The sequence below is a fragment of the Nocardiopsis sp. N85 genome, assembly GCF_028882275.1.
In the GTDB taxonomy this organism is placed as follows: Bacteria; Actinomycetota; Actinomycetes; order Streptosporangiales; family Streptosporangiaceae; genus Nocardiopsis; species Nocardiopsis lambiniae.
This window is the reverse complement of record NZ_JARBUT010000003.1, coordinates 197987-212975: the sequence shown is the minus strand read 5'-3', so window position 1 is coordinate 212975 and position 14989 is coordinate 197987. Positions and strand designations below refer to the sequence as shown.

The window sequence follows — 14989 nt, the reverse complement described above, 5'->3', positions numbered from 1 at the left end:
CGTGTCATGACCCTTGTTGTCGCCCTCGCCCTTCTCGTCGGGCTCGGGGTCGGCAGCCGCTACCTTCCGATGCCCTATCTGGTGGCCGGTCCGGGCATCACCCTCGACACGGTGGGCCGGACCGACGAGGGCCCGGTCATCCGGATCGACGGGGCGGACCACTACGAGCACGAGGGCTCGCTGTCGATGGTCACGGTGCAGTACGCCGGTGGCCCCCAGCGCCGACTCGACTTCCTCACGGTCGTCCGCGCCTGGTTGTCACCGACGGAGGCGGTCCTTCCGGAGGAACTGCTGTTCCCCGCCGGACGCAGCCCCGAGGAGGTCAGCGAGCGGCAGACCGTCCAGATGAACGACTCCCAGACCAGCGCCACCGCCGCGGCCCTCAACCAGCTCGGCCTCGGCTACGACGCGATCCCCGTGGTCGGCGACACCGTCGAGGGCATGCCCGCCGACGGGCTGGTCGAGCCCGGTGACGTCATCCTCGCCGTCGACGGCGAGAAGGTCCTGACGCGTTCCGAGGGCGAACCCGGCACCGTCGTCGGCACCGCCCTCGTCGTGGAGCGCGTGGGTTCGCGCGAACCCGGGGAGCCCGTCGTCCTGACCCTGGACCGGGACGGCGAGGAGATCGAGGTGGAGATGGTCTCCGAACCGGGCGAGGAGGGCCAAGCCGCCGTGGGCGTCCTCATCTCCGACGAGATGGACTTCCCCATCGAGGTCGACATCACCGTGGGCGACATCGGCGGCCCCAGCGCGGGCATGATGTTCGCCCTGGGCATCATGGACCGCCTCAGCGAGGAGGGGCTCACCGGCGGTGCCTCCATCGCCGGTTCGGGCACCATCACCTCCGCCGGCGAGATCGGCGGGGTGAGCGGCATCCAGCAGAAGATGGTGAGCGCCCAACGGGCCGGCGCCGGCTACTTCTTCGTCGCCGCCGACAGCTGCTCCCAGGTCTTCGAGTCCGCCGCCTACGGCGAACTGGAGGTCGTGAGGGTCGAGACCCTCACCGACGCGGTGGAGGCACTGGAGACCATCCGCACCGGTGAGGGCGAGCTGACCCGCTGCGAATAGCGGCGGCGGGGGAGGCCCCCGCCACCGGTCCGTCCGCCACGGCGAGGCGCCGTCGGCCCGCGGTCCGTCCACCGAGGGGCGTGGGTGACGGGGGCGACCGACGGGCTCAGCCGTCCAGGTCGAGGGTGAGGGCCAGCGCGGAGGTCAGCGCCGGGATCAGGTCGGTGCCGTTGAGCACCGACTTCTCGTCGTCGTGGCTGCGCATGCGCATCGCGCAGTGCCGGGCGCCGTCCCGCAGCACGCCCGCGACCATGCGGATCTCCTCGGTCTCCCGGCCGTCCGCCGTGGCGTCCTCACCGGGGGCCAGGGTCTCGTCGGAGCCCTTCACCACCAGCCGCTCCATGACCAGCGCGCAGCCGGCCACCCCGTCCGGCCACATGATGCGGCCCAGCGCCTCCTCCAACGGCAGGTCGGTGGGGAGCGGATCCTGCTCGACCGGCGTCAACTCCTTCGGATCCGGAGCGCCGGTGACGCCCAGCATCTCGGCGAGGGCGGGTTCGGCGGCCAGCAGGTCGACCGTCGGCACCAGGGCGTACAGCCCCAGCGGTCGGTCCCACCCCTGCTCGGCTGCGTGGCGTTCGAGGTCCATGACGGCTTCGCGAATGTTCGACACGTTTCCATAGTGGCCGATGTGGGAACCTCGCCGCTCCCGTTCGCGGACAGTAGGGTCACAAAGGCACCAGCGGGTTGCCTCGCCGATACACCAACGATGCGACCTTGTCACCCCCGAAGGACGGATTTCGGGAACTCCGAAGGGCCCAAGTGAAGTTCTCCGTTAACAAGGCGCTGCACGCGCACCGAACGCACCTATCAAGCCATAACGAGGGGGAGGCGTGAGCTTCCGATCGCCCGGCGCACCACCTGCGCGCATGCCTCGTCGATCAAGGTTGCTCGCGCCAGTCGCGGCGACCGTGGTCGTCATCATCGCGGGGTTGATGTTCGCCGCGAACTTCTGGACCGACTACATGTGGTTCCAGTCCGTCGGCTACACCTCGGTCTTCCTGACCGAACTCTGGACACGGGTGCTGCTGTTCGCCGTCGCCGCCCTGGTGATGGCCGTCATCGTCGGCGCAAGCATCTTCTTCGCCTACCGGGCCCGCCCCGGTATCCGGCCGATGAGCCTGGAACAGCAGGGCCTGGACCGCTACCGACAGTCCATCGACCCGCACCGCAAGCTCTTCTTCTGGCTCGCCGTGGGCGCCCTGGCCCTCCTCTCCGGCGCCGCGGCCAGCGGTGACTGGCGGTCCTACCTGCAATTCGCCAACGGCGTCGACTTCGGGGTGACCGACCCCGAGTTCCAGATGGACGTCGCGTTCTACGCGTTCGTCTACCCGTTCATACGGATCCTGCTGGGCTACCTCTACGCCGCCGTCATCCTGGCGTTCATCGCGGCGGTCATCGTCCACTACCTGTACGGCGGTGTCCGTCTTCAGAACGACACCGGACAACGCGCCACCCCCGCGGCCCGGGTGCACCTGTCGGTGCTGCTCGGATTGTTCGTGCTGCTGCGCTCCGGTTCGTACTGGCTGGACCGCTACGGGCTGGTCTTCTCCGAGCGCGGCTACACCTTCGGTGCCTCGTACACCGACGTGCACGCCGTCAAGACCGCCCTGACGATCCTCACCGTCATCTCGGTGATCTGCGCCGTGCTGTTCTTCGCGAACATCTACTTCAAGAACACCATGGTCCCCATGGCCAGCCTCGGTCTGCTGGTGCTGTCCGCGGTGATCGTCGGCGCGGCCTACCCGGAGATCGTCCAGCGCTTCCAGGTCAACCCCAACGAACAGCGCCTGGAAAGCCCCTACATCGAGCGCAACATCGCGTCCACGCGTGAGGCGTACGGCATCGACGACGCGGACGTGGTCGCCTACGACGCCACCACCGAGCTGAGCGCCGAGGAACTGGTCCAAGAGGCCCAGGGCACCACCGTCCGTCTGGCGGACCCGTCCGTGGTCTCGCAGACCTTCCAGCAGATGCAGCAGGTCCGCGGCTTCTACCAGTTCCCGGAGGTGCTGGAGGTCGACCGCTACCCGGACGCCGACGGAAACCTGATCGACACGATCGTGGCCGTCCGCGAGCTGGACGGTCCGCCCTCCGACCAGGACAACTGGCTCAACCGGCACCTGATCTACACGCACGGTTACGGGTTCGTGGCCGCAGCGGGCACCCAGATCGACGCCGAGGGCCGCCCGGTCTTCACCGAGTACAACATCCCGCCGCGCGGTGAGCTCAGCGACGTCGTCGGCGACTACCAGGAGCGCGTCTACTACGGTCGCGAGGGCGCCGGCTACGTCATCGTCCAGGCCGAGGAGGAGTACGACTACCCCCTCGACGAAGAGGGCGAGACCGCCGACGTCCCCACTCCGGAGGACGCGGTCGAGCCGGAGGTCGGCCCCAGTCCGGACGACGCCCAGGCTCCGGCCGACGCCGACACCGAGACCACCGACGAGGAGGCCCCCGCCGAGGGCGAGGAGGCCACCGATGATGACAGCGGTGCCGCCGGCTCCAGCGGCTCGCAGGCCTACAACCGTTACGACGGCAGCGGCGGCGTGCAACTGGACTCGTTCTTCGAGCGGATCCTGTACGCGATCAAGTACCAGGAACCCAACATCCTGCTCAACAGCGCGATCACCGGTGACTCGCGCATCCTCTACGAGCGGGACCCGCTGGACCGGGTCGAGAAGGTCGCCCCGTTCCTCACCGTGGACAGCCGCCCCTACCCGGCGATCGTCGACGGCAAGATCGTGTGGATCGTCGACGCCTACACCACGTCCGACGGTTACCCGTACGCCAACCGGATCGACTTCACCCAGGCGGTCACCGACACCTTCACGGACGGGACGCTCCAGCCGGTCGGCGCGCTGCCCGGCAACCAGGTCAACTACATCCGCAACTCGGTCAAGGCCACCGTGGACGCCTACGACGGCACGGTCACGCTGTACGCCTGGGACGAGGAGGACCCGGTCCTCAAGACGTGGATGAGCGCCTTCCCCGGCGTCATCGAGGACAGGGACGAGATGAGCGACCAGCTCATCGACCACCTGCGCTACCCGGACGACCTGTTCAAGGTGCAGCGCGAGATCATGCGCGAGTACCACGTCACGAACGCCGCGGCCTACTACGGCGGTCAGGACTTCTGGGCGGTGCCCAACGACCCGACCGGCGCCACGGACCGGCCCGAGTCGCCCTACCGCCAGACCATCCACTACCCGGGCGACGAGGAGGCCAGCTTCTCGCTGACCACCACCTACGTGCCCCGGGGCCGTGAGAACCTGGCGGCCTTCATGGCGGTCAACAGCGACCCGCGCTCCGACGACTACGGACAGCTGAAGCTGCTGGAACTGCCGCGCAGCACGGTCATCTTCGGTCCGGGGCAGGTCCAGAACGCCTTCGACGCCGACGCCAACGTCCGCGAGGTGCTGCTCCCACTGGAGCAGTCCAACGCCGAGGTGACCCGGGGCAACCTGCTCACCCTGCCGTTCGCGGGCGGTCTGCTCTACGTCGAGCCGCTGTACGTGCAGGCGGGCGGCGGCGGTGCCGCCTCCTTCCCGCTGTTGCAGCAGGTGATGGTGGGCTTCGGTGAGGAGGTCGCCATCGGCAGCAACCTCCCCGACGCGCTGAGCAACCTGTTCGACGGCGCCGCCGCGCCGCCGGCCGAACCGGAGGGTGAGGAGGAGGCTCCCGAGGAGGAGGCCCCCGAGTCCGAGGCCGGCTCCGGCGGCGACCAGGACCTCACCGACGCCTTGAACGAGGCGGTCGAGGCCTGGGAGGAGTCGCGCGAAGGCCAGGAGGAGGCCGACGAGCGCCTCCGTGAGGCCCTTGAGGCCATCGAGGAGGCCCTCGCCGAGCAGGAGGGCGGCGACTAGCCGTTCGCCGGCACACGGCACTCCACGGGGCGGGATCCGCAAGGGTCCCGCCCCGTTCGTATCGCGCCGATTCGCGTTCCCGTCCAGGGCACGCTACTCTGAAGACACAACGACGCGGGGTGGAGCAGTTCGGTAGCTCGCTGGGCTCATAACCCAGAGGTCGCAGGTTCAAATCCTGTCCCCGCTACCAAGGCCCGGACCCGGGATGTATTTCCCGGGTCCGGTGTTTTCCCCGGTTCATTCCCTGTGAACGGGCCGGGGGGAAGATGTTCTTCGCGAACATCCCCGATCCGGAGTTCGTAGCCGGATGATCAGGCCCGATCTCGATCGTTCCCCTCACGGGAAACGATTTGCGGCCCGGAGGAAAAGCCTCTAAAGTAGAGATCAACGACGCGGGGTGGAGCAGTTCGGTAGCTCGCTGGGCTCATAACCCAGAGGTCGCAGGTTCAAATCCTGTCCCCGCTACTGAAATCGGGCCCGGAAATCCAATGGATTTCCGGGCCCGAGTCTTTTCCGGGAGAAGCGGATTCTCCTCCGCCGTTATCGCGGCCCCACCGTCACGCCCACGATCCGGGATCGGTCGGGTGGGCGAGGGCTCCGGGCGCCGTCGGGCGAGGGGACGCGACGACGACGCCCGGAGGTCTCAGCGGGTGCGGCCCTCCACGAGCTCCACCACACGGTGGGCCCGCTCGGCGACCTTCGGGTCGTGGGTGACCACGACCACCGCCGAGTCGCGGATCCGGGCCTGCTCCAGCAACTGGTCCATGATCATCTTGCTGCTGTCGGCGTCCAGGGCGCCCGTGGGCTCGTCGGCGAGGATCAGGGCGGGATCGCGACTGAGCGCCCGCGCCAGGGCCACACGCTGCTGCTCACCGCCGGAGAGCTGGTGCGGCTTGGAGTGGAGACGGTGCCCCAGCCCCACCGCCTCCAAGAGCTCGCGGGAGCGCGACCGGCGACGCAGCGCCGGTTGCCCGGCGAGCACCAAGGGCACACCCACGTTGGCCAGTGCCGTCCGCCGCTCCAACAGGTGGAACTGCTGGAACACGAACCCGATGCCCTCGCCGCGCAGCCGCGACCGGGGACCCTCGCCCAACCGGCTGGTGTTCACCCCGTCGAACACGTACTCCCCGCTGCTCGGCCTGTCCAACAGACCGAGCAGGCTCAGCAGGGTCGACTTGCCCGAACCGGACTGGCCGACGATCGCGACGATCTCACCCCGGTGCACCTCGAACGTGCAGTCGTGCAGCACGTCGATCCGGGTCCCCGACACCATGAAGTGCCGGGTCAGACCCTCCACGCGCAGGAGCGGCGCCGACGGCGGCACGGCCTCCGGCGCCAGGGGGGACGGCATGCCGACGGACATCTACATCCCCTCCTCTTCGAGGAGGTAGTCCTCGTCGTCGCCTTCGTCGGCACCGGGGACGTCGAAGCGCGGGTCGAGCGGGATCGGGTCCATGACCTGCTCGCCGACCTCCACGCCGGAGACGACCTCGATGAGCGAGCCGTCGGAGACGCCCAACTCGACCTCGCGGGTCTCCTCGGTGCCGTCCTCGGCGATCACGATCACCTCACCGGAGCCGGTGGTGCCGCGCACCGACGTCACCGGGACGACGATGACGTCCTCGGCCTTGCCGGTGCTGATCGAGAGCTTCCCCTGGACGCCCTCGAACACCTTCGTGTCGGAGGGGACCCGGCAGGCCAGTTCGCCGCCGCCACCGCCACCGCCGCCGCCCTCCTCCATCGAGAAGTCGAACTCGTCGGTGCTCTCCTGCTCCTCGCCGTCGCCCCGGGCCGCTCCCAGGGAGAGGAAGTCGCACTGGGCGGGCGGCGGGCCGTTCTTGATCTCCAGGAGGATGTCCTTGGGCTCCTCGTAGAACCGGTACAGGTCGTTGGCGGGGATCGTGGCGACCGCCCGGTACACGTCCGGTGCGACGGAGGCCACGACCGCGCCGGGCTCCAGCACGTCGCCGACCTCCACGTCGGCCAGACCCGACACCTTGCCGGAGACGGGCGCGTACAGGCTGACCTCACGGGTCACCGGAGCGGCCGCCTCCTCGCCCTCGCCGCCCGCGGCGGACTCCTCGGTGATCTTCACGTTGATGATGGGCGCGCCCTGCTCCACCTCGGCGCCATCGGTCACCCACAGGTGGGCGACCTGGCCGCCCTTCTTGGCCTTGACGCTCCTGCCGGGCTCGGCCTGGACGGTGGCGTCCAGCACCATGACCGAGTCGACCGTGCCCAGCTCGACGGGGTGGGGGACGCCGTTCACGTCGAGGGCGCCGTCGGAGAGGAACTCCTCCCCGGAGGATCCGCCCAGTCGGGACATCAGGAAGTACCCGGAACCGGCGATGGCGATGACGAACAGCAGCGCCGCCGCGCCGATGATGATCCACTTCTTCACGTGTGTCTCCTATTCCCGCAGTCCGGCGACGACGGACGAGCGCAGTGCCCGAAGGGCGGGGATGACTCCGGCGAGCAGGCCGACACCGGCGGCACTGCCCAGGCCGACCAGTACGGCGGTCAGGGGGATGGTGAGGGCCACATCGGGCGGCAGGTCGATGAACGAGGCCGCGATCATTCCGCCCGCGGTGACCAGGACCCAGCAGCCGAGCAGGGCGAGGACACCCGCGACCAGCGACACCACGACCGACTCCATCACCACGGCGACGAACAGGGTGAAGCGGGTGGCGCCCAGCGCGCGGTAGGTGGCCAGTTCGCGACGGCGCTCGCGCACGGTGACCAGGCCGACGTTGAGCACGCCGAGCAGGCCGGTGGTGAGGGTGATGGCGGCGATGCCGATGAGGCCGATCGACAGGTAGGTGATCAGCTCGTTGACCTCCTCGGCGTAGTCCGCCCGATAACTCGTGAGGGAGCCCTCGGACAGATCCGGACCCCAACGCTCGGAGGCCGACATCATCCGATCGGAGAAGACGGTGCCCCAGGGGTCCTCCGCCGCCGTGTCGGAGGGGTCGATCCGGACGAGGTACTCGAAGTCCTTCAGGGACACGGGCGCGGTGACGCCGTCCTCGGAGGTCTCCACGGTCTCGCCGAAGATCAGCTCCTCGGTGGCGGGCGCGCGCAGCAGGTAGGCGCTGTACCAGCCGAAGTCGAGGGTCGAACTCTGCGAGACCCCGACGACGCGGACGTCCATCCAGTGGTCGGTGCCGATCTGGACGGTCGTGACGTCGCCGAGGTCGGCGGCCAGGGTCTGGTTGACCACCATGACCGGGGCCAGGGACTGGGAATCGGCCTCCGTGAACCAGCGGCCCTCGGTCATGTTGATCCGGCGGATGTCTCCCAGGGTGGCGTCCACGGCCCGGAACTCCACGTCGCGGACGACCTGGTCGCCGGAGCGCATGGAGGTGTTCCCGATCGAGTGGTAGATCGACACGTCCTGGCCGCCGGCGCGGTGGAGGTCCTCCTCGAAGGCCACCACGTCGGTGACCTCGCCTCCCCAGAGCCCGACGCTGAGGGTGGCGGGGCGGCCGGCGTTGGCCTCGCTGTAGGAGACGGCGAAACGTTGGCCGAAGTCGCCGGCGGTGACCACGGCGATCAGCGAACCGACACCGACGACGATGCCGGCGCAGGACAGGATGGTCCTGGCGATGTTGGCGCGGGAACCGGCGAAGGCGAGCAGGATCCCGGCCACGAGGGAACGCAGCATACGGTCCCTTCCCAATGTGTGCGTGGGGTGACGCCGCGTCGAAGGCGGCGTTGTGAAGGCCCGCGGGGGCGGTGCCTCACGAACATCATCGCGGAGCCCGGGGGTTTCGGTTCATGATCACTGGGGGATTTTTGTTTTTTCGGCGCCCCGTCGAGGGGGCCTGGGCGGAGAGTCGTCCCGCTCGCCGTCACACTTCGAAACCATCGCAGGTCAAGGTGGTTCCAGTGGTGCTCTCCGACCAGAGCACCGTGTACACGCCGGGAGGCGGTCCGCCCTCTCCCAGCTCGGGATAACGGACATGAGACCACTCCCCGGGGACCGTGTCCGTTTCCAGGGTGTGGACGTCACCGTCCGGGGTGCGGACCGTGACGGTCACGGGAGCCGGGTCGACGTCGTCGGGCGGCAGGATCCCCAGTGCGACCGGGCCCTCCTCGACGTCCGCGCGCGGTGCCTCGGTGCGCCAGGCGCCCTCTCCCGGAACCTCGGCGGTGTCCACGGCCGGGACGCACAGGAGGAGTCCGGGGTCGAAGACGGTCTCGGGCGGGGCGGTGGGTACGGCGTCGGCGTCGGACGAGCGCACGGAGTCCGCGATCATCGCGTCGAGTTCGTCGGGCGTGTACCCGTGGCCGCCGCCGCAGGCGACGGTGGTGAGCAGCAGCACGGCGGTCGCACCCAGGCGACCTGAAAGAGGAGTGAGCGTCGGCACACACGACACGCTACTACTCTCCGTGTTATGGCCGATGCCGATCGTGTCGATCAGTGCGTCCGGAACCCGGATCTCGGGGTGTCCCCCGACGCCGAACGCCGACTCACACCGGACGCAGCGGCGTCGGGCCCCCGTTCAGCCAGGTGAGCGCCCGATCGTGCAGGACGCCGTTGGTGCACACCAGCGGCCCGCCGTCGACGAATCCCTCACCGCGCAGGTTCGTGGCCCGGCCGCCCGCCTCCTCCAGGATGATCGGCAGCGGTGCGGCGTCCCACAGCGACAGCTCCGGTTCGGCGGCGATGTCCACCACACCCTCGGCGACCATCACGTGCGACCAGAAGTCGCCGTAGGCGCGGGTGCGCCACACCGACCGGGTCAGGCCCAGGAACGACTCCAACCGGCCCTGCTCCTCCCAACCCGTCAGGGACGAGAAGCTCAGCGAGGCGTCCGACAGCTCGGAGACCTTCGACACGCTGCAACGCGAGGCCTTGGACAGGCTCCGCCCCTGCCACGCGCCGCCGCCCAGGGAGGCCCACCAGCGGCGGTACAGCGCCGGGGCCGAGACCACGCCGACCACCGGCCGGTCGCCCTCCAACAGGGCGATGAGCGTGGCCCACACCGGAACGCCGCGTACGTAGTTCTTGGTGCCGTCGATCGGGTCGATCACCCACACGCGGTTGCTGTTGCCGGTCTTGCCGTACTCCTCGCCCACGACGGCGTCCCGTGGACGGGCACGCGACAGGACACCGCGGAGCGTCTCCTCGACCAGGCGGTCGGCCTCGGTCACCGGGGTCAGGTCGGGTTTGGTGTCGACCACCAGGTCCAGCGCGCGGAACCGCTTGAGCGCGATGTCGTCGGCAGCGTCGGCGAGCACGTGGGCCAGTCGCAGATCATCGTCAAAGGACAGCATGGGCGGTAACGCTACCCTCCCGGGCGCGGACATGGCCAAGGGGCTCCACCCGAGTGATCGGAGTGTCGTCGAGAAGGCTCTTCCGGGGGCGAACACGGGGGTGGGAGCCGACGCGGTCGGGTGCGACCATGGGGGAATGGATACCAGACAGGGCGGACCGGTCCGGGAACGGCTGATGGACGCCGCCTACGCCGAGGTCGTCTCCGGGGGGTGGGGTGAGCGGCGCATGGCCGACATCGCGGCCGCGGCCCAGGTGTCCCGCCAGACCCTGTACAACGTGTTCGGCAGCAAGGAGGGGCTGCTCCAGGCCGTCGTCGTGCGCGAGGTCAACGCACTGCTGGACGGGGTGATGCGGGTCCTGGCCGTCGAGCACGGCGATCCGGCCCACACCGTGAGCCGGACCGCGCGTCTCATCCTGGACACCGCTCGGGACAACCCGCTGCTGCACGCGGTGGTCACCGGTGACCGCGAACTGCTGCCGGTCCTGACCACCCGCTCCCGCCCCCTGCTCGGGGTGCTCGGCGACCGCATCGCGGCCTCCCTGCGCGAGAACCGGCCCGACCTCGATCCGGCCGTGGCCGAGGCGGTCGCCGACGTCGGTGTGCGTCTCACCGTGTCCTACGCCCTCCAGCCCATCGATCCCGCCGAGGCGGCGCGCCGGGTGGAGACGGTGACGCACGGAATGCTGCTGGTCGGCCACCGGGAGGGGCGTTGACCGGAGAGGACGCGGGTGAGGAGCTGCGGGCGTACATCCGGGAGGGACGGATCACGTCCATCCCGGTGCGCCGCCCCGCGCGACTGCTCCTGCTCGACCGGGTGGCGCGGGCGTTCGAACCCGGCGTCCGGTACACCGAGGCCCGGGTCAACGAGGTGATCGGCGTGTTCAGCGCCGACGTCCCGGCGCTGCGCCGGGGCCTGGTGGACGAGGGGTTCCTGGAGCACGACCGCGTCCATTACTGGCGCTGTGGCGGCACCGTCGACCTGTGAACCCCGCTCAGGCCGGGTCCCGCAGGAGCCGGTCGACCAGCCCGGCGCCGTCCTGGTCCCCGTGCCCGTCGGCGACGTGCCGTTCCATGAGGGCGGCGTAGGGGCGCAGCAGTTCGGTGCTCATCCCCTGTTCCTCCGCGGTGCGCAGCTGGGTGTCGTAGCCCTGCGACTGCATGGCCAGGTTGGAGACCACTCCGGTGGTGAGGTCGCCGCTCTCCAACCGCCCGGCGAACCCGCCGGCGGCGTCCGACAGCATCGCTCCCACCCAGGCCTCAAGGAGCCCGGCGACCTCTCCGAGCGGGACCCCGGAGCTCCGGGTCAGCGCGAAGGCGTGCGTGATACCGGAGAACATGCCGTTCATGGCGCTGAGCAGGGCCACGTCCAACAGGGCGGCCAGGCCCGGGTCCTCCCCCGAGAACCGGGTGCCGGTGGGCACCGCCAGCGCCTTCTCGTGCTCGGCGAACGCCTCCGTCGAGCCGCTGTAGAACGTGTAGGCGCCCGACTCCGCGACGCCCACCATCGGCGGGACGGCCATGATCCCGCCGCTGACGAACCGGGCTCCGCGCGCGGTGGCCCACTTCGCGCGGGCGCGTGCCTCCTCCGGGGTGCCGGTGGTGATGTCCACCAGGTCCTTGCCGGTCAGGTCCACCCCTTCCAGCACGGAGCCGACGGAGGCGTCGTCGAGCAGGCAGGTGACGATGAGCCGCCCGGCGGCCACCGCCGCGGCCGGATCGGCGGCCACGTCGGCGCCCGCGGCGGCCAGGGGCTCGGCACGGGACGCGGTGCGGTTCCAGGCGGTGACGGGGCGGCCGGCGGCGAGCCAGGCACGGCCGAACGCGGCGCCCATGTCGCCCAGTCCGAGCAGGACGACGCGGGTCGGGTCAAGGGTGTTGTCTGTCATGTCGACTAGGCTCGCGCCGGGCGGGAACGCCCACAAGTACGCACTTCGAAGTGGGTGCTCACCCTGGGGTGAGCGTGCAGGCAGGGGGAACATGGTGGCTCTTCGTCGGCCGGGGGCGTATCACTGCGGGACCTCCGCCGCCATGGACGTGATCGGCGGCAAGTGGAAGATCGTCATCCTGTGGGCGCTGGGCGAGCGCCCTCACCGGTTCGGTGGGCTGCGCCGCACCCTGGACGGCGTCTCCGAGAAGGTCCTCGCCGCCCACCTGCGCGAGATGGAGGAGGACGGGATCGTCCGTCGAGAGGACTTCGACGAGGTTCCGCCCCGGGTGGAGTACTCCCTGACCCCGCTCGGCGTCTCCCTCAACGAGGCTCTGGAACCCCTGGGCGACTGGGGGGAACGGCACGTCATCGGCCGGAGCCCCACCGGCGGGGGCACCGGTGGGGCTCCGGATCCCGGGGAGGAGGACGTCCCGGGGGAGGAGGAGCGCAGGCCGCGGGCCGTCCGCTGAGGTCGGCGGGCGGGTGGGGCGGAGGTACCGCAGCGGGTGGGATCAGGGCTCCCGCTCGTGTTCCTCCTCGACGTCGCCCTCGCGGCTCGCCAGCAGCCTGCGCAGCGATGCCACCCGCGCCGGGTCGGCCCCGCCCCGCGCCAGGACCGCCTCGACGGCGCAGTCCTCGGCGTCGGCCTGGTGGGTGCATCCCGCAGGGCAGTCCGAGGCGAGGTCGGCCAGGTCGGGGAAACCCTCGACGATGGTCTCCGGGGAGATGTGCGCCAGCCCGAAACTGCGCACCCCGGGGGTGTCGATCAGCCATCCGCCCTCGAACGGCAGCGCGACCGCCGAGGTGGAGGTGTGCCGTCCCCGGCCGGTGACCGCGTTGACGTGGCCCACCGCCCGGTCGGTGCCCGGGATGAGCCGGTTGAACAGGGTCGACTTGCCCACGCCCGAGGACCCGACGAGCACGGTGGTGCGTCCGGCCAGCTGTTCCGTCAACCCGGTGAGGTCTCCGTCCGGACTGAGCACCTCGTAGGGCACGCCCAGCGGCGCGTACACCTGGAGGAGTTCGTCGGGGCTCGCCAGGTCGGCCTTGGTCAGGCACAGCAGCGGGGTCAGCCCGGCGTCGTAGGCGGCCACCAGGCACCGGTCCACGAACCGGGGCTGGGGGGCCGGGTCGGCCAGGGCGCACACGATCGCCAGCCGGTCCGCGTTGGCCACGATGATCCGCTCCACCGGGTCGGTGTCGTCGGCGGTACGGCGCAGCACCGAGCTGCGCTCCTTGACCCGCACGATGCGCGCCAGGGTGTCCGGGAGCCCCGAGAGGTCGCCGACCACGTCCACCCGGTCGCCCACGACGATCGACCCGCGGCCGAGTTCGCGGGCCTTCATCGCCACGATCCGGTTGCCCTCGACCAGACAGCGGTACCGTCCCCGGTCCACGGCGGTGACCAGACCCTCCACCGCGTTCTCGTGTTTGGGGCGGGTGCGGGTGCGGGGGCGCGAACCGCCCCGGGCGCGCACCCGGATGTCGTCCTCGTCGAGGTGGCGTCCCCCGCCCCGGATACCGCTCATGCCAGGGCCTCCGCCCACAGACCGGGGAAGTCCGGCAGGGTCTTGCGGGTGGTGGCGATGTTCTCCACCTCCACCCCGGGCACCGCGAGCCCGATGACGGCGCCGGAGGTGGCCATGCGGTGATCGTCGTAGGAGTGGAAGACGCCGCCGCGCAGCGGCCGGGGCTCGATGATCAGGCCGTCGGGCAGCTCCTCGACGGCACCGCCCAACCGGTTGATCTCGGTGGCCAGCGCGGCGATGCGGTCGGTCTCGTGTCGACGCAGGTGCGCGATGCCGGTCAGCCGGGACGGCGTCGAGGCCAGGGCGGCCACCGCGGCGATGGTGGGCGTCAGTTCGCCCACCTCCCGCAGGTCCGCCTCCAGACCCAGGATCCGACCGGTGCCGCGCAGGGTGAGGGCGCCGTCGGCCCACTCCACCTCGCCGCCCATCCGGGTGAACAGCGAACGCAGGTGGTCGCCCGGCTGGGTGGTGCGCTCCGGCCAGCCGTCGATGGTCACCTCGCCGCCGGTGACCAGGGCGGCGGCCAGGAACGGGGCCGCGTTGGACAGGTCGGGTTCCACGGTGATCTCGGTGACCTTGATCGGCCCCGGCTCCACCGCCCACACGTCATCGCCGACCGTCACGGTCACCCCGGCGGCGCGCAGCATCTCCACCGTCATGTCCAGGTGTGGGCGGGAGGGCACCGGCGCGCCCTCGTGACGCACCCGCACACCCCGCTCGAACCGGGCGCCGGCCAGCAGGAGCGCCGACACGAACTGGGACGAGCCCGAGGCGTCCAGGACGACGTCGCCGCCCCGGACCCGGCCGGTCCCGCGCACGGTCATGGGCAGGGCGCCGTCGGTGTCGTCGATGGCGGCGCCCAACGCGCGCAGGGCCGCCAACAGCTCGCCGACGGGCCGTTCGCGGGCCCGGGGGTCGCCGTCGAAGTGCACGTCGCCCGCGGCCAGCGCGGCCACCGGGGGCACGAACCGCATCACGGTGCCCGCGTTGCCGACGTCCACCGAGGCCGGGCCGCGCAGAGGGGCGGGCGTGACCACGAGGTCGTCGCCGCGTTCGGCGACGACGGTGCCCAGCGCCCGCAGCGCCCCCACCATCAGTTCGCTGTCCCGGCTGTTCAGGGGACGGCGCACCAGGCACGGCGTCTGCGACAGCGCGGCCAGGACGAGCGCGCGGTTGGTCACCGACTTGGACCCGGGCAGGGTGAGTCGGGCGCGGACCGGACGGTCGGCGACGGGAGCGGGCCAGTGCTGTGCTGCTGCGGTGTGCTCGGGCATGCCCCAAGGTTATCGGTCGTGCTTCCCTGAGGCTTATCCTTGG

Annotated in this window: 14 protein-coding genes and 2 tRNA genes; 7 read left to right on the top strand and 9 right to left on the bottom strand. The window is 70.6% G+C overall.

The genetic code is table 11. The features are described 5' to 3' along the window. Window positions 1–6: 6 nt before the first annotated feature. Window positions 7–1068 carry a YlbL family protein gene (locus PWG71_RS06685; protein WP_274808652.1) on the top strand — a complete coding sequence of 354 codons (1062 nt, stop codon included), beginning with the start codon at window positions 7–9 and terminating at the stop codon, window positions 1066–1068. Between the two features lie 106 nt (window positions 1069–1174). On the opposite strand, the gene PWG71_RS06680 is transcribed toward PWG71_RS06685, so the two are convergent. After that, window positions 1175–1681, bottom strand: a complete 507-nt coding sequence (locus tag PWG71_RS06680; protein WP_274808651.1) for a PPA1309 family protein — start codon at window positions 1679–1681, stop codon at window positions 1175–1177. A 256-nt stretch (window positions 1682–1937) separates the two neighbouring features. Between PWG71_RS06680 and PWG71_RS06675 the strand changes: the two genes are divergently transcribed. The 3 genes from PWG71_RS06675 (at window position 1938) to PWG71_RS06665 (ending at window position 5399) form a co-directional block, all read left to right on the top strand. After that, on the top strand, window positions 1938–4934 hold the full coding sequence (locus tag PWG71_RS06675; RefSeq protein WP_274808650.1) for a UPF0182 family membrane protein: 2997 nt from the start codon (window positions 1938–1940) through the stop codon (window positions 4932–4934). Between the two features lie 113 nt (window positions 4935–5047). Continuing rightward, window positions 5048–5124: transfer RNA gene (locus tag PWG71_RS06670), tRNA-Met, on the top strand. Window positions 5125–5325: 201 nt separating this feature from the next. Next, window positions 5326–5399: transfer RNA gene (locus PWG71_RS06665), tRNA-Met, on the top strand. 178 nt (window positions 5400–5577) lie between these two features. Here the strand turns inward: PWG71_RS06665 and PWG71_RS06660 are convergent. From PWG71_RS06660 to hisN, 5 genes are all read right to left on the bottom strand, one after another. After that, window positions 5578–6297, bottom strand: a complete 720-nt coding sequence (locus PWG71_RS06660) for an ABC transporter ATP-binding protein (RefSeq protein ID WP_274808649.1) — start codon at window positions 6295–6297, stop codon at window positions 5578–5580. Next, window positions 6298–7335, bottom strand: coding sequence for an HlyD family efflux transporter periplasmic adaptor subunit (locus tag PWG71_RS06655; RefSeq protein ID WP_274808648.1), 1038 nt, complete (start codon window positions 7333–7335; stop codon window positions 6298–6300). Between the two features lie 9 nt (window positions 7336–7344). Further along, window positions 7345–8598: an ABC transporter permease gene (locus tag PWG71_RS06650; RefSeq protein ID WP_274808647.1), complete on the bottom strand. Its 1254-nt coding sequence runs from the start codon at window positions 8596–8598 to the stop codon at window positions 7345–7347. 187 nt (window positions 8599–8785) lie between these two features. Continuing rightward, window positions 8786–9304 (bottom strand): hypothetical protein, encoded by a 519-nt coding sequence (locus tag PWG71_RS06645; protein ID WP_274808646.1) that lies wholly within the window; start codon window positions 9302–9304, stop codon window positions 8786–8788. 103 nt (window positions 9305–9407) lie between these two features. After that, window positions 9408–10214, bottom strand: coding sequence for a histidinol-phosphatase (gene hisN, locus PWG71_RS06640; protein ID WP_274808645.1), 807 nt, complete (start codon window positions 10212–10214; stop codon window positions 9408–9410). A gap of 136 nt (window positions 10215–10350) precedes the next feature. Between hisN and PWG71_RS06635 the strand changes: the two genes are divergently transcribed. Next, window positions 10351–10929, top strand: a complete 579-nt coding sequence (locus PWG71_RS06635; RefSeq protein WP_274808644.1) for a TetR family transcriptional regulator — start codon at window positions 10351–10353, stop codon at window positions 10927–10929. Beyond that, a complete protein-coding gene (locus tag PWG71_RS06630; RefSeq protein WP_274808643.1) occupies window positions 10926–11201 on the top strand; it encodes a DUF2087 domain-containing protein in 276 nt (91 codons plus the stop codon). Before PWG71_RS06635 ends, PWG71_RS06630 begins: the two co-directional genes overlap by 4 nt. A 7-nt stretch (window positions 11202–11208) precedes the next feature. Here PWG71_RS06630 and PWG71_RS06625 read toward each other — a convergent pair whose 3' ends face one another. After that, window positions 11209–12102: an NAD(P)-dependent oxidoreductase gene (locus PWG71_RS06625; RefSeq protein ID WP_274808642.1), complete on the bottom strand. Its 894-nt coding sequence runs from the start codon at window positions 12100–12102 to the stop codon at window positions 11209–11211. A gap of 91 nt (window positions 12103–12193) precedes the next feature. Here PWG71_RS06625 and PWG71_RS06620 point away from each other — a divergent pair, with 91 nt between their 5' ends. Next, complete coding sequence (locus PWG71_RS06620) at window positions 12194–12613, top strand: winged helix-turn-helix transcriptional regulator (RefSeq protein ID WP_274808641.1); 420 nt, start codon at window positions 12194–12196, stop codon at window positions 12611–12613. A 42-nt stretch (window positions 12614–12655) separates the two neighbouring features. Here PWG71_RS06620 and rsgA read toward each other — a convergent pair whose 3' ends face one another. After that, window positions 12656–13672 (bottom strand): ribosome small subunit-dependent GTPase A, encoded by a 1017-nt coding sequence (gene rsgA / locus PWG71_RS06615; protein WP_274808640.1) that lies wholly within the window; start codon window positions 13670–13672, stop codon window positions 12656–12658. Beyond that, a complete protein-coding gene (gene aroA / locus PWG71_RS06610) occupies window positions 13669–14946 on the bottom strand; it encodes a 3-phosphoshikimate 1-carboxyvinyltransferase (protein ID WP_274808639.1) in 1278 nt (425 codons plus the stop codon). Before aroA ends, rsgA begins: the two co-directional genes overlap by 4 nt. Between the last annotated feature and the right edge of the window lie 43 nt (window positions 14947–14989).